This is a genomic window from Serratia sp. 121840015-1, from assembly GCF_053627655.1.
Window position 1 is genome coordinate 1,354,107 of the sequence record NZ_JBSEYF010000001.1, and the last position, 17,832, is coordinate 1,371,938.

Genomic DNA, 17,832 nt, shown 5'->3' on the forward strand with positions numbered 1-17,832 from the left:
ATCTCCTTACTGCACGGGGGAAGGGAAACGGTAAATCGTCACGCCTTTCACCACCCGGTTAACCTCGCCGGTTGGGCAAGGGTTGTCTGGGGTCAGCGCCAGCGCCAGCGAACTCTCGAAGGCCAGCATCTGGGTGAACAGCAGATACGGGAACAGCAGCCAGATATCGTCCGTGGCCTGGTGCATAGGCAGCAGGGCATCGGACGGTGTCCGGGGCTGGCCGGTCAAACCGACCAATTGCATCGCCAACCCGTCGCGCTGCAGCTCGTTCCACAGATCGCGGTCATACTGGCGGGCGTAGTCGTCGTGGGAGAACATCACCACCACCAATGTTTGGCCGTCGACCATAAATTTCGGGCCGTGGCGCAGGCCGAGCGGCGAGTCGTAGCGCGTCACGATGCGCCCGGCGGTCAGCTCCAGCATCTTGAGCGAGGCCTCTTCCGCCAGGCCGGTAAAGCAGCTGCCGCCGAGGGTGATATAACGGCGGAAACCGCTGGCGGCCAGCGCCTTTACCTGTGGCTGCAGCGTTTCGCGCAGTGCGCGGCAGCGCTGCACCATGGCGTTCAGCGGCGCCTGGGCGGCCTCGAGCGAAAGCGGGCCGAGCAGCAGCGCGGCGCTCAGCATCATGCAGCTGAAGCTGGAGGTCATGGCGAAGCTCTGATCGTTGGAGCCTTGCGGCATCACCAGCGAACAGACGTTGTCGCGCCGATGCGCATACTGCGCCAGCTTGCTGTCCGGGTTGCAGACCAGCATCAGGTGGTAGCTTTCCGGCAGCAGTTGGTCGGCCAGCTCCACCGTCGCCACGCTTTCCGGGCTGTTGCCCGAGCGGGCGAAGGAGACCAGCAGCGTCGGCCGCTCAGGATCGAGATACTGCCGCGGGTTGGCGACGATATCGGTGGTGCCGTAGGCCGCCACGTCGCGGCCGGTTCGTTCGCGCAGCCAGGGCGCCAGGGCGCGGCCGGCGAACGCCGAGCTGCCGGCGCCGCACAGCACGATTTGCAGCCGAGGATTGGCCAACAGCGGCGCCAGGAACGGCTGCCACTGCGCCTGTTGATCCTGCAGTTGCCGGTGCAGCGCCGCCCACAGATCCGGCTGCTGCCAAATCTCTGCGGCGGTGTGCCAGGCGTTGCGCTGCTTCAGCCAATCCGCCTCGTAAGAGAAATACGCGTTCATGATGACAACTCCTTAAAAGCCTCGGTTAACGGTCGGCGATAATCACGTCGATCCCTAAATGGTGCAGCGCCTGCAGATAGTGTTCCGGAATGCGGCCGTCGGTGACCAGGCGGTGGATCTGGCCGATTTCGCGGATCATGCAAAAGCTGGTGCGGCCGAATTTGCTGGCGTCGGCGATGGCGATCACTTCGCGCGCCACCTCGCACATCACGCGGTTCAGCTGCGCTTCGCCCGGATCCGGCGTGGTGATGCCGCCCGCCAGATCGAAACCGTCGACGCCGAGAAACAGCTTGTCGAACCGGTACTGGCGCAGCTGCTGTTCGGCGGCGGGGCCGTACAGCGACCAGGCCTTGCGGCGCACGCTGCCGCCGACCACCATCAGATCGATCTGCTCGTTGTTGGCCAGCTCGAAGGCGATGTTCAGCGCGTTGGTCATCACCACCAGATCCTTTTTCCCCGCCAGCTGCGGCGCCATCTGGCTGGTGGTGGAGCCGGAGTCGAGGATGACGGCGTCGCCGTCTTCAATCAGCGCCGCCGCCGCGCAGGCGATGGCGTGTTTTACGTCGCGGTTGATGCGGCCCTTGTCCTGCAGCGGGCGATCGAAGGCGAACTGTTTGTTCAACATGGCGCCGCCGTAAGCGCGCACCGCGCAGCCGTGTTTTTCCAGCTGGCGCAGATCGCTGCGGATGGTGACGCTGGACACCGAAAACTGCTGGCTGAGCTGTTCCACGCGCACCGAGCCTTCGCGGCACAGCTGGTCGATAATTAATTCCCGGCGTTTTGCGGTATTGATCATTAACGCAGACTCCTGATTTACCTGTAGCCGTGCCCGACCGCGGCTTAATAAGCCGCAGCGATACCGACCGGAGCGCTTTCAGTTGTTCGTGGCGAATTACAGCAAACGAAACACTGAAATGCAATCGATTAATTTTAAAATATCTATATCTATCAGTTGGTTATATTTAATTTTGCTTTCGGTTTAGCGGTAACCGAAAGCGGTATTAACACAAAGTGAAAACGGCAAATTCGTTATTTTTCAGTCGACAATTCTCGCGATGGCTTTATTCGGCCCTGCGGCGGCGAAAGCCGCAGCGATCATTCGACAGCCGCCGGGCTTTCACTGTTTTTTTATGCCGCCGCCTGTAATAGCGCCGCGCCACGCACGCCGCTGCTGTCACCGTGCACCGGCGGGAATACCGCTGCCGGTTCCACGCCCGGCAGCAGCCAGTGCCGCATCGCCGCCGGCAGCAGCCGATACAGCTCGCCGACGTTCGACAACCCACCGCCCAGCACGAAGGCATCGACGTCCAGCAGCAGCTGCAAACCGGCCAGCGCGCTGGCCAGAATGTCGACGTAGACGGTCATCAGCCACTGTGCGAGCTGATCCCCCGCGCGATAGCTGGCGACCAGCGCCGGCACGTCGGCGGCCGGATGGGCAAAGTGGCGGCTCAGCGCCAGCAGCCCGCTGCCGGAGACGTAGCGTTCAAAGCAGCCGGTCAGCCCGCAGTTGCAGCCGAACAGCGGCAGATCGTAACGCTGCGCCAGCTGGGCGGAGATCGGCATATGGCCCCATTCGCCCGCCAGCCCGTTGCGCCCCTTGTGCAATTGCCGGTTCACCACCAGGCCACCGCCGGCACCGGTGCCGATGATGGCGCCGAACACCAGCGGCAGATGGGCGGTTTGCGGCGTGCTGGCTTCCGACAGCGCGAAACAGCGGCAGTCGTTCTCGATGGCGATCGGCCGCGCCAGCGCCTGCGTCAAATCATCCGCCAGGCAATGCCCTGTCAGGCAGGGCACGTTGACCGCCAGCTGGCGGCGGCTGACGGGATCGGTGATCCCCGGCAGGCCGATGCCGATGCTGCCGCGCGTATGCAGCTCGCGGTCCGCCTGCTCGACCAGCCCGGCGATGCAGGCCACGAACTCGCCATAATCGCCGGTTGGGGTGCGCACGCGCTGAAGCAGCACCTGATTGAGCCGGCGATCGTAAGCGGCCATTTCGATCTTGGTGCCGCCGATGTCGAAGCCGTAACGCATCTCTCTCGTGCTCATGGTCAGGCTCCGTTCAGGGCGATCACCGCCGCTTCGCGGCGCGCGCGTTCGGCGGCGAACACCATCAGGTGGCTCTCCAGCGCTTCCGCCGGGCCGGCCAACACCTGGCTCGGATCGTTGGTGCGAATGGCCGCGATAAAGTGCTGCATCAGGTAGTAGTCGCCGCCGCCGTGGCCGGCCATGGCGTGCAGATCCTGGCCGGCGTCGGTGTCGTAATGCGTTTCGCCGTCGTCGAGGAACGAGGTGATGCGGATATGGCGGCCGTCGCCCTCCAGGCAGCCGCGGCTGCCGAAGATGCGGGTGTGGCGATCTTCGTGGCGGGTAAAGGCCGTCATGGTGAACGACGCGGTGCGGCCGCCGGCGAACTGCATGTTGACCACCTGATGATCGACCACGTTATTGTCGCAGCGGTAAACGCAGCGGCCGTAGGGCCCGTCGCGCAGCGCCGCCCGCAGCGTCGTCTGGTCAGGTTCTGGCGTCAACACGCGCAGAAAGCCGGGCGTGGCCTTGTGGTCGTCGCCCAGATAGATGCGTTTGGCGGAATAGGGGCAGGACGCCTCCACCGCGCAATCCAGGCAGTTGTCCGCCGCGCCGGCCGGTTGGTTTTCCTGGCGGAAATGGCGCAGGTTGCCGAAGGAGCTGACCTGTTCGCAGGGCTGCTCCATCACGTAGCGGATCCAATCGATGTCGTGGCAGGATTTCTGCAGCAGCATAAAGGCGGCCTGCCGATCGTTGCGCCAGTTGCCGCGCACGAAGGAGTGCGCCTGATGCCAGTAGCCGACCGGCTCCAGGTGTTGCAGGCTGACGATGTCGCCGATCGCGCCGTCGCGCAGCAGCTGTTTGAGCTTTTGGGTATAGCGGGTGTAGCGCAGCACGTGGCCGACCGAGAAGATCAGCTTTTGGCGCACCACCTCGGCGACGATGGCGCGGCACTCGTCGGCGTCCGGCGACAGCGGCTTTTCCAGCAGCATGGCGTAGCCCTGGCGGGCGAAGGCCAGCGCCGGTTCCAGGTGCATCTGATCCTGAGTGCAGATCAGCACCGCGTCGGCCAGCTTGCCGGCATCGGCGGCCTGGCGCCAGTCGGTGAAGACGTTTTCCGGCGCGATGGCGTGCTGTGCCACGAACTGTTCGCGGTAGGCGTCGCGCGGTTCCGCCACCGCCACCACCTGCATCAAATCGGGGTGCGCCAGCGCATAGCGCGAGTAGATTTCACCGCGCGCGCCGGCGCCGACCACCAGCACCTGCACCGGGCGCTGGGCAACGTTGTTGGGTTGTGTTGACGACATTGCTGATACTCCGCTGTTGTTATTTGAGGTTTTGGCCGCTGAGCTCGTCGAACAAATGTGCGCGCGTCAGATCGAATGCCAGATGAACGCTTTCGCCGAGGCGCGGCTCCCAGTCCGGCAGCGACGCCATGCGCAGCACGAAGCGCAGGTCGGCCAGTTCACAGTGCAGCAGCTCTTCGTTGCCCATGCGCTCGATGGTGACGATCTGCGCCGGGAAGCAGTTGGCGCTGCCGGGCGCGCACAGCCGCAGGGACTCCGGCCGGATACCGAGGCACACCCGCGCATGCGGATAGTCCGTCAACTGCCGCTGCAGCGCCGGCGGCAGCTCGAGCGGGTGCTGCAGGCCGATGCGCAGCCGCACCGTTTGGCCGTCGCGCACGATCGCCAGATCGTGCAGGTTCATCGACGGGCTGCCGATAAACTCGGCGACGAAACGGTTGGCGGGGTGGTGGTACAGGTTGATCGGTTTGTCCACCTGCATGATGGCGCCGCGGTTCATCACGCAAATGCGATCGCCCATGGTCATCGCTTCGACCTGATCGTGGGTGACGTACACCATGGTGGCGGCGGCGCCTTCCTGCTTCAGCTGATTGTGCAGTTCGATCAGTTGCACGCGCATCGACACCCGCAGCTTGGCGTCGAGGTTGGACAGCGGCTCATCGAACAGGAACACTTTGGGCTTGCGCACGATGGCGCGGCCGACCGCCACCCGCTGGCACTGGCCGCCCGAGAGCTGGCCCGGCTTGCGCTGCAGCAGGTTGGTGATCTCCAGCTTTTCCGCCGCGTCGCGCACCCGGCGGTCGATCTCGGCCTTGCTCTCTTTGCCGATCAGGCCGAACGCCATGTTCTTGTACACCGTCATGTGCGGGTACAGCGCATAGTTCTGGAACACCATGACGACGCCGCGATCCTTCGGCATGCTGTCGTTGACGCAGCGATCGTGGATCAGGATCTGCCCCTCGCTGACGCTCTCCTGCCCGGCGATCATCCGCAGCAGGGTGGATTTGGCGCAGCCGGACGGGCCGACGAACACCATAAATTCCCCGTCCTCAATGTCCAGATTGACGCCGTGCAGCGCGTGGAAACCGTTGGGGTAGACTTTTTTAACGCTGTTTAACTGAATTCCGGCCATGTCATTTACCTTGTCTGCGCGTTAGCCTTTCACCCCGGCGCTGGCGATGCCCTGGATGAAATAGCGTTGGAAAATAATGAACAGCATCAGCATCGGGATCACCGCCATCAGCGCCCCGGCCATCAGCAACGGGTATTCCACCCCGGCGCGGCTGGAGAGCGAGGCGAGGCCAACCGGCAGCGTCAGCTTCTCGGTGGTGGTATTGACGATCAGCGGCCACATCAGGTTGTTCCAGCTCCACAGGCCGTTGATGATGACGCAGGCGATAATGCCCGGCCGGATCAGCGGCAGCATGATGCGCCAGAAGATGGCGAAGTAGCTGTAACCGTCGATCAGCGCCGCTTCCTCCATCTCCTTCGGCACCGCCAGAAAGAACTGGCGCAGCAGGAAGGTGGCGTAGACGCTGAAAATGCCCGGCAGCACCAGCCCGGTGATGCTGTTGACCAGCCCCAGCTTCTGTACCACCAGAAATTGCGGGATCAGAAACGCCTGGCCGGGCACCATCAGGATCGACACGCACACCAGGAACACCGCGTCGCGGCCGCGAAAATGCAGGCGCGAGAAGCCATAGGCGGCCAGGGTGGCGATCGCCATCTGCAGGGTGACGGTGAAGAAGGTCGCCAGCAGCGAGTTGAGATAAAAACCGGCGAACGGGATTTCGTGCATCACCCGGCCGTAGGCCTGCAGGCTGGGGTGCGCCGGCAGCAGCGTCAGCGGGATCTGGATGCTCTCGGCCTGGGTTTTCAGCGAGGTCACCAGCATCCAGATAAAGGGCACGACCGAGGCCAGCGCCGCCAGCCCCATAAACAGGTACACCAGCGTTTTCTTGCTTGCGTTCATGTGCAGCTCCTCAGCTGACTTTCAGGCGCTTGCCGATCGCCATTTGAATCAGGGTGATCACCATCGTGACGGCGAACAGCACCACGGTGATGGCGGAGGCGTAGCCTTTTTCCTGCAGGTAAAACGCGTACTTGTAGAACAGGTTGGTGACGGTCATCACGTCGTTTTCCACCAGCGCGCGGTCGAACATCAGGAACACCACGTCGAAGATTTGCAGGATCTCGATAAAGCTCATCACCGACACGAAGAACAGCGTCGGCACCATCATCGGCAGCGTGATGCAGAAGAAGCGCCGCAGGGTGCCGATGCCGTCGATATCCGCCGCCTCGTACAGCTGGCGCGGAATACTCTGCAGCCCGGCCAGCAAAATGATGATCTTCAGCGCCAGCGACGACCAGATGATGATGATGGACACGCTGATGCGCACCACGTCCGGATCGGACAGCCAGGCGACCGGCGCAATGTGCAGCAGGCCCAGCGCCTGGTTGATCAGGCCGAAATCCTTGTTGAACAGCCATTGCCACACCATGGCCACCGCCGCGGGCATGGTGACCGCCGGCAGGAACAGCAGGGTGCGCAGCAGGCCTTTGCCGCGGATGTTCTGGTTGAGGCCGATCGCCAACAGCAGCGACAGGCTCAGGCTGATCGGTACGCACACCACCACGTAGAACAGGGTGTTGGCGGCGGCGGTGTAGAAGTCGTCGTCTTCGAACAGGTTGAGATAGTTATCGACGCTGATGCTGCTCCAGCGCATGAACTGGTTCAGATCGGTAAAGCTGTAAAAAATGTTCTGCAAAAAGGGGATTAGGTAAAACACCGTGACCCCCAACAGCAGCGGCAGGATCATCACCCAGCCCCAGAAGCGTTCGGCGCGTTCGAGCCGATTGAGCGCGGGGCGGGCGGTGCGCCGGGATGATTTCAGGGTGACCGTAGCCGTTTCTGCCAGCGACATGTTGCCATTCCTCACCTATCACTTTCAGCGTGGGTCCACCGCGGCGCACACTCGGGGTAGCGCGCCGCGGCGGGGCGATTACTGCTCCATGACGCGCGCGATCTTCTTGACCGACTTGTCCATTTCCTGCTTGGCGTCCGCGCCCATAAAGATTTTCTTCAGGCTGGCGATCCACATGTTCTGCCATTTCGGCGTATTGGTGCCGGCGGTGGGGTAAGCCTGGGTCACTTCAAGGGTCTGGATGTAAGGCGAGACGTCGACTTTCTGGATCTGCTGCGCCCAGACCTTGGCCGCCGTCTTGTTGGCCGGGATCACCACCTTGGCCAGCTCCGCCTGCGAGGCTTCGCTGCTCATGAAGGCGATATATTTCCAGGCGGCCTGTTTGTGGGCGCTTTTGGCCGACATGGCGAAGGCCAGGCTGTGCGCTACGCCGGACTGGCGTTCAATTTTCGGCATCATTACCACGCCGATGTGATCGTTGATCAGCGGGTTGTTGGCGAACGGCGCCGCCAGCCAGGAACCGGCATAGACCATCGCGGCGCGGTTGGACTGGAAGATGTTCTCGGTTTTGACTTCGCTCATTTGCTGGGCGCTCGGCATCAGGCCGTCTTTCATCATGCCCTGCAGCTGCTGGTAGACCCAGATGGATTTGTCGTTGGCGATGTCGGTGGGTTGGCCGTCTTTCGGTACGATGTGATTGCCGTTTTGGAACAGCAGGTTCATATAGCTGTCCTGGCCGTCGATGCTGAGATCCATCACCAGCGGGAAGGCGGCGCCTTTCAGCCCGCTTTTCAGGGCGGTGGCTTTGTTTTTCAGATCGTCCCAGCTCCAGTCGCTGGTGGGGTAGCTGACGCCGGCCTGATCGAACAGTTTTTTGTTGTACCACACGGCGATGGAGTCGACGTCGCGCGGAATGGCCATCTGTTGGCCGTCGTACTGGTAGGCTTTTACCGAACTGGCGACCACGTCGTCCAGCTGAAGGCCGCTGTCCTTAATATAAGGCGCCAGCGGTTCCATAATGCCGTTTTTGGCGTATTGCACAAAATAAGGCATATTGATCCAGAATATATCCGGCGCCACGCCGCCGGCGGCGGCAGAATCCAATTTAACGAAATATTGCGCAGAGGGCGTTAATTCTATTTCTATTTTTATATCCGGATTGGCCTGTTCAAAGCGTTTGGCGATCTCCTGTTCGGCAGGTAATTGGTTTCTGTCCCAAACGGCATAGCGCAATGTTATTTTATCTGCAGCGTGGAGCAGGGTGGGTAATAATAATGCGCTGGCAAGAATAGAGTGCACCAGCAGGCGTCCGGTATTTTTTATCGGTGACATTGCTTTCCCCTCGGTGAGCGACGAATAACGTTTTTCGCAACGTAAATTCTTTCTATCCCTTAACTTTCAATGTGTCAATACACCCCAGGATGCCCAAAAATGGGGCGAGAATGTTTCACTGTTGTTAAAATCGAAAGGCTTTCATGGCCAAGTGAAAGGTATGTTTGTTCACATTCTGTTAACCTGTTAATGGGTTTTCTCCCTGCTGTCGCGGCATTTAGCGGCCCTCGCAGGCATAGGAATAACTGATAACCCTTGCACCATAATGGGGATTAAAAACATTTTTATTGTGCAAGCATCAGCTTCTTTCATTTTTGTGATGCAAATAAACAAAAAAATCGGGTCGCGGCAGTCAAAGAAGGGTATGGGAACGATTTTTATTACCGGCTATTGTCTGTGGCGATAAAAGGCGCTAGCCTGAATCTCATCGTGTTTATTCATTAAAAATAAAGAGGGCCGAACATCATGCGCCTGTCTCTGGTATTTACTCATTGCCTGGAGAAAGTATTTCATCGCCACAGCGTGCCACCTATTTCCGTGGAGGAACGGCTGAGCGGGTTAAATAACGAGGTGCTTTCCTGGCAGGCGGTGTATTGTTTGCAAACGCTCGGCAACGAAACCCGCCATGAGCTGTGTTATCAACTCGACGGGCCGCTGGCGGAGTATATCAGCGTGCGCCAGGTGCAATCGGTGCCGAGCGGTTTTCCCTGTTATCGCGAGACCGACGAGAATTACCTGACGACCGAGCCGGGCTTATTTCCCGATCCGCTGATGCCGCTGCCGCAACGGCGTTTTTTCGCCGCCTGCCGCTATTATGGCAGCCTGTGGTTGACCCTGACGCCGCCGGCCGATGCGCAACTGGCCGGCGACTTTCCGTTGACCCTGCGGTTGCTGGATGCCCAGAGCGGCGAGGCGCTGGCCGAGACCACGCTGACGCTGCATCTGGTGCCGGCGGCGTTGCCGCCGCAAACGCTGTTGCACACCGAGTGGTTGCACACCGACTGCCTGGCGGATTACTACCGTCTGGCGGTGTTCAGCCCGGATTACTGGCGCGCAGTGCGCCACTTTGTGCGCTGTGCGGTGCGCGCCGGGGTCAATATGCTGCTGACGCCGCTGTTTACGCCGCCGCTGGATACCGCCGTCGGCGGCGAACGCACCACGGTGCAGCTGGTGAGGGTGACGCGTTCGGCGCAGGGGTATGGCTTCGATTTCAGCCGCCTGGCGCAGTGGGTGGCGCTGGCGCAGGAAGAGGGCATCGAGCACTTCGAAATCGCGCCGCTGTTTACCCAATGGGGCGCGGCGCATGCGCCGAAGATCGTGGTGGAGGAGCAGGGCGAGGCGCGACCGCTTTTCGGCTGGCACACCGATGCGCAGGGCGAACCGTATCAGCGTTTCCTGCAGGCGCTGCTGCCCGAATTGACCGCCTGGTTCCGCGAACGGGGGCTGGAACGGCAGGTGTGGTTCCATGTTTCCGATGAGCCGACGCTGGACAACCTGGCGGCCTACCGGCGCGCCGCCGCCGCGCTGCGGCCGCTGCTGGACGGCTTCCGCACCTTCGACGCGCTGTCGGATTTCGCTTTCTATCAGCAAGGCCTGGTGGAAACCCCGGTCGCCGCGACCGACCATATCGATCCCTTTATCGAACACCGGGTGCCCGGCCTGTGGGCCTATTACTGCTGCGTGCAGAAAACCGAGGTCGCCAATCGGTTCTTCGCCCAGCCTTCGGCGCGCAACCGCATATTGGGCGTGCAGCTGTATCTGTACCGCATTGCCGGCTTCCTGCATTGGGGATTCAACTTCTATAACAGCGCCCATTCGCGCGAGCGCATCAATCCGTACGCGGTGACCGACAGCGGCCATGCGTTTCCCTCCGGCGATCCGTTCGTGGTCTATCCGGGCGAGGATCTGCAGCCGGTGGAGTCGCTGCGCCTGCGGGTGCTGCACCAGGGGCTGCAGGACATGCGTGCGCTGCAGCTGCTGGAGAGTCTGACCGACCGGGCGACGGTGGAGGCGCTGATCGAACGCGAGCTGGGCATGCGCATCACCTTCAAGCGTTATCCGCACCAGGCCGGGCCACTGCTGCGCCTGCGAGAAGCGGTGAACCGCCGCATCGAAGCGTTGCTGGCGCCGATGTGAGGGGCAATGGGGGCGAAAATGCGTCTTTCGCTCCCAAATCGCCATTACTTTGCTATACCTGATAGTCGATGGATTCATTTTATTGTCATGTAACTGACACGTCAGAGTCACGGCTCTGGCTTAAGTTTGCAGCGACTACGTCAGGAGATAACGCGATGTTCAGCCTGGATTCTCTGTTGCAAGATGCATTTCCACACCGCAATACCCCTGCCTGGCAGCGCAGCCTGCTAAGAACCCTTCTCTTCGAAAAAGAATTCAAACAGTTCGCCGCCGACTATCCCCACCTGAAAGGGCTCGATCTGATCGAGCAGGTGGTGGACTACTTCAACCTCAGCTGCGAGCTGGTGGACGGCGATCTGGAAAACATTCCGAGTCAGGGGCCGGTGGTGCTCGTGGCCAATCACCCGATCGGTTCGCTCGACGGCCTGGTGCTGCTGCGCGCCGTCGCGGCGGTGCGCCCGGATGTGAAAGTGGTGGCCAGCCAGCTGCTGACCTACATCGAACCGCTGCGCAACCTGTTCGTGCCGGTGGATAACGTCGCTTATAAAACCAGCCGCAAGCAGATTGAAGGCATGCAGCAGCAGCTGGACAATCAGGGCGCGCTGATCCTGTTCCCGGCCGGCGAAGTGTCGCGTATGAGCCCGAAGGGCATCCGCGACGGCCACTGGCATACCGGCTTTCTGCGCCTGGCCGCCAAGGCGCGCGCGCCGATCGTGCCTATTCATATCAGCGCGCGCAACAGCAACCTGTTCTACTTTACCTCGCTGGTCTACCGGCCGCTGTCGACGCTGTTGCTGGTGCGCGAAATGTTCCAGCAGCGGGGCGGGCGCATCAAGATCCGCATCGGCGGCCGCGTGCCGTTCGCCAACTGGCACGACGGCCACACCAGCGCCAAGGATCTGGCGGAGCGTTTTCGCCGCCATGTGTATCGCCTGGGCCAGGGCAAGCCGGGGCTGTTCGCCAGCGAATCGCCGATCGCGCTGCCGGAAGAGCGTTTGGAGCTGAAAAAAGCGCTGGCGAACTGCGAACGCTTGGGGGTGACGCCGGACGGTAAAACCATCTACCTCTACCGCCGCCACGACGAAGCGCGCACGCCGATCCTGCGCGAACTGGGTCGCCTGCGCGAGATCGCCTTCCGTGCGGTAGGGGAAGGCTCCGGCCGCCGCCGCGATCTGGACAGCTACGACGACGACTATTATCACCTGGTGCTGTGGGATGAGGAGGAGTTGGAGATCGTCGGCGCCTATCGCTTTATCCCCACCGCCGAACAAATCGAACGCAAAGGGCTGGAAAGCATCTACAGCAACAGCCTGTTCCACTACGACCGCGATATGGCACCGATCCTGGCGCAGGGCATCGAGCTGGGGCGCAGCTTCATTCAGCCCGCCTATTGGGGCAAACGCGGGCTGGACTATTTGTGGCTGGGCATCGGCGCCTACCTGTCGAAATACCCGCAGTACCGTTATCTGTTCGGCCCGGTGTCGATCTCCGGCGGCATGCCGCTGGCGGCGCGCGATCTGCTGATCGCCTTCTATCGGCTCTACTTCTCGCCGGATCATGCCTTCGCGCAGTCGCGCCGGCCTTATCCGGCGTCGCTGCCGCAGGTGCTGGCGCAGTTTGCCGGGGACAACTACCAGGAAGATCTGGTGCGGCTGAAGAGCCTGCTCAGCAACATCGGCTGTTCGATCCCGACGCTGTACAAACAGTACACCGAGCTGTGCGAGCCGGGCGGGGTGCAGTTTATCGACTTCGGCACCGATCCGGCGTTCAACAACTGCATCGATGGGCTGGTGCTGGTGGACACCACGCGGCTCAAGCCGTCGCGCTATCAGCGTTATATCGCGGTGCACCAGCCACAGCCAGCCGAGACGGCATGATTGTAGTCTGACTCATGCCTTTTTGATCTAAGCACGACCTTGGGGCCGGCGACGGGATAGCGCTACGATAAACGTTTTGCTTTCCACCGCCGGAGCCTTGCATGCCTCACTCGTTTATCCCGCCGTTATTGTCCGCCGATGAACCCTCTGCCGCCGCCGTTGAAATCCCGCATGGCAAAGCGCCATTTTTGCTGCTGTGCGATCACGCCGGCAAGGCGATACCGCAATCCCTCGGCGATCTCGGCTTACCGCCCGGGGAGATCGAACGCCACATCGGCTGGGATATCGGCGCGCTGAGCGTGTCGCGCCATCTGAGCCGCCAGCTGGACGCGACGCTGATCCATCAGCGCTATTCGCGGTTGGTGATCGACTGCAACCGGGCGCCCGGCATCGCCAGCTCGATCCCGCACTTGTCCGAGCTGACGCCGATCCCCGGCAATATCGGTATCGACGCCGAACACGCGCTGGCGCGCGAGCGCGAGGTGTTTTTGCCGTATCACCACGCCATTGACGATCATTTGGGGCAACGCCAACTGCGTGAACTGCCGACGGCGGTGATCGCCATGCACAGCTTTACGCCGGTGTTCAAGGGGGAATCGCGCCCCTGGCAGGTGGGGCTGTTGTTTAACCGCTACCCGGAGTTTGCCCATCTGCTGGCCGAGCTACTGCGTGAAGAGGGGGATTTGCAGGTGGGCATCAACGAACCTTATGCGATGACGGACGCCACCGACTATACGTTGCCGGTTCATGCGGAACGCCGCGGTTTGCCTTATGTCGGCATCGAAATTCGCCAGGATCTGATCGCCGACGAACGCGGGCAGCAGGCGTGGGCGAAACGTTTCGCGCGCCTGTTGCCGCAGGCCTGGCAACGCTGGCAAATTTGACTTTAGGAATATTCCCAGAGATGATAACCGTAAGGAATACGTAAGACGTCATTAGAAAAAAAGTCAGGAGAGACGAGTGGAGCACAGCGATAACGGACTGTTTATCAAACGGGAGCGTTTTGAAGTTCTGGCGATTCTGCGTGAAATTTGCAAACAACGCACGCCGCTGCGCGTAGAAAATCAGCAGCACCGGTTTCAAAGTCTGTTATTGAGCGTCGGGCCGGACAATATCGTGTTTAGCGGTGAGGAAGCCGCGAGCGCCATCGACGGCGCCTGCACCATCGTGATTGAAAGCAACGACGCCAAAATCGAGTTTTCCGTCGGCCAGGCGGAGCTGACCGAACATCAGGGCGTCCAGGCCTGCTCGACCCGTCTGCCGCAGGAGCTGGTTTACATTCAGCGCCGTCGCCAGTTCCGCATCACCACGCCGCACTGGCGTCAATTCTTCTGCACCGGCGAATACCCGGACGGTACGCCTTATGAGCTGCGGATCCACGATCTGTCCGCCGGCGGCGTCGGTTTGCGCTTCGACGGCCCGCTGCCGGAATTCTTCCAGCCGGGTTTGCAGTTCAAGAAAGCGCTGCTGGATCTGGGCAGCTACGGCAGCTTCAAGGTCAACATGGAGCTGGTGGTGGTCAACGACGATCAGGAAACTGACGACAACGATCAGGTGGTACACTTCTCGCGCCTGTCATGCCGCTTCCTCAAGCTGGGGCTGGCGATGGAGCGCAAAATCCAGAGCGCGGTGTTCGCCTTCGAGCTGGATTTCAACAAAAAGAAAAAACGCTGATCCTCTGTTCCGGCGCGTCGGGCTGGATGCCGCCCGGCCGCGCCGCCATTCTCTCCCCGTTCAGGGGACGTAAATAATCTCGAAGCTGGACGTATTGTCGTAGGAGGACTTTTTGCCGCCGTCGACGTAGATAATCTGCAAATCGTAGTGATACACCAGCTTCTTGTCCGGATGCAGGATCAGTTCCAGCACGGAAATCTTCACGTTAACCGATTGAACGGGGTGCTCCTTGTCCAGCTCAATGGTCTGATTGTCGATGCTGACCAGCATGCGCTTGATCGGCCGCGGCCCGGCAGGATCGTAGGCGCCGGCATCGCTGCGGAATTCCACGGTCTTATTGATGTCCGCCGGTGCGGATTGCTTGATGAAATCCGGCAGCCTGTTCTGGTATTTGGCGTCCAGCGCCAGCGCCACGGGCAGATTATCCGGGTTGAAGCCGGTGAATTGCACCGCCAGATACCCCTTGAGCAGCAGGTTTTGCGGCGACCGATCGAAGAAGGCATCCCAAATCAATCCAAATTGGCTGGCGGGCAGCGTGAATGAATCCACGATGCCGCTCTGCAGATTGATCAGCGCGTTTTTTTCCTCCGTTTTGCCGTCCGGCAGCCCCAGCAGCAGCGTCAGGGTGTCCGCGTTGGCGAACGGTGCCAGCTTGCCGTCCGGTTGCATCTGCGTGAACTGTGCGGTGGCGTCGCCGATGCGCGCCTGATTGACCTTGGGTGACAGGAAATAGTCGAACGTCACCTCGACATCGTTGAGCGAGGTTGCGTGCGGCGCTGCAGAAAACGAGATAGACAGCATCGGTTTGTCGTCGTCGGCGGCGTTGGTCGCCAGCAGGAAAGTATCCGGCAGGTAATAAAGATAGTTTTTTCGTACATAGTCCTGATAGTAGTTGTACCACAGATGCCCGAAGGCCAGCGGCGTGAGGATCAGCTGCAGGCGCGGTGGCGGCGGCAGGATGCCCTGATAGATATAGGGATAGTAGTTCTCGGCGAAGTAGAAGACTTTCGGCGAGGTGATGGTGTTGAGGAGCCCGTTATCGGTGACGATGGCGACCACCAGCGTGGTTTGCGAGTCATAATCCGACAGCGCTCGCAGCAGCGCGTCACGCTGTTCCAGGCGGTCCAGGTCGAGCTGGGCGCGGTAGCGGGTCGGTGGGACGTCCAGCAAAACCTGTTCGAAGATCATTTCTTCAACCTTGCCGAAAGTGCTGAAGGTCAGCACCACGTAGGGCACCTGCTGAACGGCGCGGCTGAGCGCGAAATCCACCGTCATATGCCAGCGCGTACCGTCACTGCTGGTGGCGATGCGATAGCGCGTCTCTCCCGAGACGACTTCGGTACAAACATCGGCCTGCAGTTCGTCGGCCACCGGCGCGGGCGCGGCGCGGTAGCGCAGACGGGGGGCTTCGGCGTCGGGAAACTGTTCGCGCGCGTTGTCCAAAATGACTTTGTTCAGCGTCACCAGATCATTGAGAAAGATGTTCATAGCGATCCTCCAGGGAAGAAAGGCGTGCCAGATGTCTGAACTGGTTCAGGCAGGCGGAAGTCCAAAGAAAATGACCGTCGTGACGGCGATAGAGCGGGCTTTCGTCGTTGGTCGCCGGCAAGCGCCAGGCGGCCAGCGCATCGATCGCCGGTGCAAGCTGCGGCACTCCTTGCCGCCTGGCGTATTCCAGCGTACTTAGCCACTCATGCGGGTGGGCATAATAGGGCGTTAACGCGTTGAGGCGGTTGTAATCGCCGTCGCTCCAGCTCACCGCCTGATTCAGCATTTGGATAATGCGCGGATAGGCCGGCGGCGGGCTGCCGTGAGCGGCGGTCAACGCATGGATTAAAATCAGCGCGTTGGTATTCACGCAGCAGTCCAGTTGCGTGATATCGCCGTCGTCTTTCATCCAGGTGTGAAAGGCGTAACACTCGGCCCAGGGATAGGGCGTCGTCTGCAGCCGCCGTTCGACGCGCTGTACCTGATAAGCCTGCATCTGCGCCAGCGTCTGTCTGGCTTGCGCCAACGAGCGCCGATGAAATCGATACAAGAGCTCAGTGATAATGGCGGTATCGTCAATGTCAGCGTCGATCCGCTGGCCCGCCATCCAGGCGGGGTGCTTGCCGGCAGGCCAAAAATGGAAGTGGTGCGGGCGGCTCTCGCAACCGAGCAAAAAGTCGAGCGCCAGCTCGATATGGGGCGCGGTCTGGGCGGTATAATCCAGCGTGCGCAGCACCTGGGCGGTGACAAAAGCATTTTCATCCTTGTGCCAGCGGCCATCCGGCGTTCTGACATGAGAGGGAAAGGCGCCGCTGGCACACTGCTGCGCCAACAGCTCCGCCAACGGCAATGGCACAAGCGGTGCCGTTTCGCGCGCTTTGCATGGCAGGATTTCGAAATGCGCGTTTTGCGGGCTGAACGTGCAGCTGACGCTGTGATTGCCCTGGCGATCGCAGGAAAAGCCGACGACGTTGTACTGCAACGGAACCTGTTCGCTCACCGCGCGGTTAAGCAGCGGCATGGCTTGGCCATCGGGCGCCAGCAGCGCGGTGATGCCGTCGAAAACGCGGCGGTTGTCGCCGAAAAAACTTGCCGCCATGGCGAACAGCGTAAAACTCTCCAGATTGCCGTCCGGCGCGTATCCCAGACTGAATCCGTAGGTGGTCGGGGGGAAGTCCCGCCTGTCCTGCCGCCGCAGCGCGCGGTCCAGCAGCGGCATCAGGGCGGAAAAACGGCTTTCTCCCTCGAACAGCCGCATGACGGCGAGGATATCGTCACGCGTGATCCGCGCACTGTGCCACTGGTAGTAATATTCGCGCGGAGAGTCGGCAGATTCCGGGTAATACCCCACCATCAGCAGCATCAATCCCGCCGCGCGGCGGGCCTCGGCGGTGAGCGGCCCTTGCAAGCCATCGGGTGCGGCCGCCATGTCCGCGGGGATTTCAACGTAGACCTTGGTTTTGATGGCGTCCGGGGCGTATTTTCGCCCCAGCCAGGCGCCGAAGCGCAGCGGCTGAACGCTTGCACATTGCATACGTCGCACCGCCTCCAGGCTGTTGGCGGGATCGGCGAGCGGGACCGCGGTGATCGCCTCACAGTGTCGGGCAAAGGCGCCGGCGCTGCGGCGCTGCGCATAGCGCGGTAAAAAGGGATCCAGCGTGCAGGCGAGCCCCTGCGGTTTGGCCGACGACACGGTGAACTCCAGCGGGCTGCCGTTATAACCGAGCAGGCTGGTGGTAAACGCGGCGGACAAACCGCCGGGCGTCGCCTTCGTCCGGCTGAAGCGGGCGACGTCCGGGGCCAGCGTGTTTTGCAAATGGGGCGCTTCCTTGCACAGGGCGTTGACCAGGGCGTTCCATGCCGCGGGTAACACTGCGTTGCGATCGATCATGG

At 61.2% G+C, this 17,832-nt stretch carries 14 protein-coding genes; 4 read left to right on the forward strand and 10 right to left on the reverse strand.

Annotation, left to right across the window (positions count from 1 at the left end):
• Positions 1-6: 6 nt before the first annotated feature.
• From ACUXAC_RS06560 to ACUXAC_RS06595, 8 genes are all read right to left on the reverse strand, one after another.
• Positions 7-1,173: an SIS domain-containing protein gene (locus tag ACUXAC_RS06560; RefSeq protein WP_225528741.1), complete on the reverse strand. Its 1,167-nt coding sequence runs from the start codon at positions 1,171-1,173 to the stop codon at positions 7-9.
• A gap of 25 nt (positions 1,174-1,198) precedes the next feature.
• The gene (gene agaR / locus ACUXAC_RS06565; RefSeq protein ID WP_087762745.1) at positions 1,199-1,969 is read right to left on the reverse strand and encodes a transcriptional repressor AgaR; all 771 of its coding nucleotides are present in this window, start codon (positions 1,967-1,969) and stop codon (positions 1,199-1,201) included.
• A 332-nt stretch (positions 1,970-2,301) separates the two neighbouring features.
• Positions 2,302-3,207, reverse strand: coding sequence for an ROK family protein (locus ACUXAC_RS06570; protein ID WP_060440685.1), 906 nt, complete (start codon positions 3,205-3,207; stop codon positions 2,302-2,304).
• Between the two features lie 17 nt (positions 3,208-3,224).
• Positions 3,225-4,508: a Gfo/Idh/MocA family protein gene (locus ACUXAC_RS06575; RefSeq protein ID WP_193159140.1), complete on the reverse strand. Its 1,284-nt coding sequence runs from the start codon at positions 4,506-4,508 to the stop codon at positions 3,225-3,227.
• Between the two features lie 19 nt (positions 4,509-4,527).
• Positions 4,528-5,640, reverse strand: coding sequence for an ABC transporter ATP-binding protein (locus ACUXAC_RS06580; protein ID WP_454266567.1), 1,113 nt, complete (start codon positions 5,638-5,640; stop codon positions 4,528-4,530).
• A 21-nt stretch (positions 5,641-5,661) separates the two neighbouring features.
• The gene (locus ACUXAC_RS06585) at positions 5,662-6,480 is read right to left on the reverse strand and encodes a carbohydrate ABC transporter permease (protein WP_004938251.1); all 819 of its coding nucleotides are present in this window, start codon (positions 6,478-6,480) and stop codon (positions 5,662-5,664) included.
• A 10-nt stretch (positions 6,481-6,490) separates the two neighbouring features.
• Positions 6,491-7,432: a carbohydrate ABC transporter permease gene (locus ACUXAC_RS06590; protein ID WP_087762748.1), complete on the reverse strand. Its 942-nt coding sequence runs from the start codon at positions 7,430-7,432 to the stop codon at positions 6,491-6,493.
• A gap of 78 nt (positions 7,433-7,510) precedes the next feature.
• Positions 7,511-8,764: an ABC transporter substrate-binding protein gene (locus ACUXAC_RS06595; protein WP_225528742.1), complete on the reverse strand. Its 1,254-nt coding sequence runs from the start codon at positions 8,762-8,764 to the stop codon at positions 7,511-7,513.
• Between the two features lie 465 nt (positions 8,765-9,229).
• Here ACUXAC_RS06595 and ACUXAC_RS06600 point away from each other — a divergent pair, with 465 nt between their 5' ends.
• The 4 genes from ACUXAC_RS06600 (at position 9,230) to ACUXAC_RS06615 (ending at position 14,451) form a co-directional block, all read left to right on the forward strand.
• Positions 9,230-10,900: a DUF4091 domain-containing protein gene (locus ACUXAC_RS06600; RefSeq protein WP_387441220.1), complete on the forward strand. Its 1,671-nt coding sequence runs from the start codon at positions 9,230-9,232 to the stop codon at positions 10,898-10,900.
• A 155-nt stretch (positions 10,901-11,055) separates the two neighbouring features.
• Positions 11,056-12,777, forward strand: a complete 1,722-nt coding sequence (gene olsF / locus ACUXAC_RS06605) for an ornithine lipid synthase OlsF (RefSeq protein ID WP_197827023.1) — start codon at positions 11,056-11,058, stop codon at positions 12,775-12,777.
• Between the two features lie 101 nt (positions 12,778-12,878).
• Positions 12,879-13,661, forward strand: a complete 783-nt coding sequence (locus tag ACUXAC_RS06610) for an N-formylglutamate amidohydrolase (RefSeq protein WP_123895030.1) — start codon at positions 12,879-12,881, stop codon at positions 13,659-13,661.
• Between the two features lie 76 nt (positions 13,662-13,737).
• The gene (locus ACUXAC_RS06615) at positions 13,738-14,451 is read left to right on the forward strand and encodes a flagellar brake protein (protein WP_049199733.1); all 714 of its coding nucleotides are present in this window, start codon (positions 13,738-13,740) and stop codon (positions 14,449-14,451) included.
• Between the two features lie 60 nt (positions 14,452-14,511).
• Here the strand turns inward: ACUXAC_RS06615 and ACUXAC_RS06620 are convergent, their stop codons facing one another.
• On the reverse strand, positions 14,512-15,939 hold the full coding sequence (locus tag ACUXAC_RS06620) for a hypothetical protein (RefSeq protein WP_141959338.1): 1,428 nt from the start codon (positions 15,937-15,939) through the stop codon (positions 14,512-14,514).
• Positions 15,920-17,830 (reverse strand): hypothetical protein, encoded by a 1,911-nt coding sequence (locus ACUXAC_RS06625; RefSeq protein WP_387441217.1) that lies wholly within the window; start codon positions 17,828-17,830, stop codon positions 15,920-15,922. The genes ACUXAC_RS06620 and ACUXAC_RS06625 overlap by 20 nt, the downstream gene beginning before the upstream one ends.
• Positions 17,831-17,832: the final 2 nt, after the last annotated feature.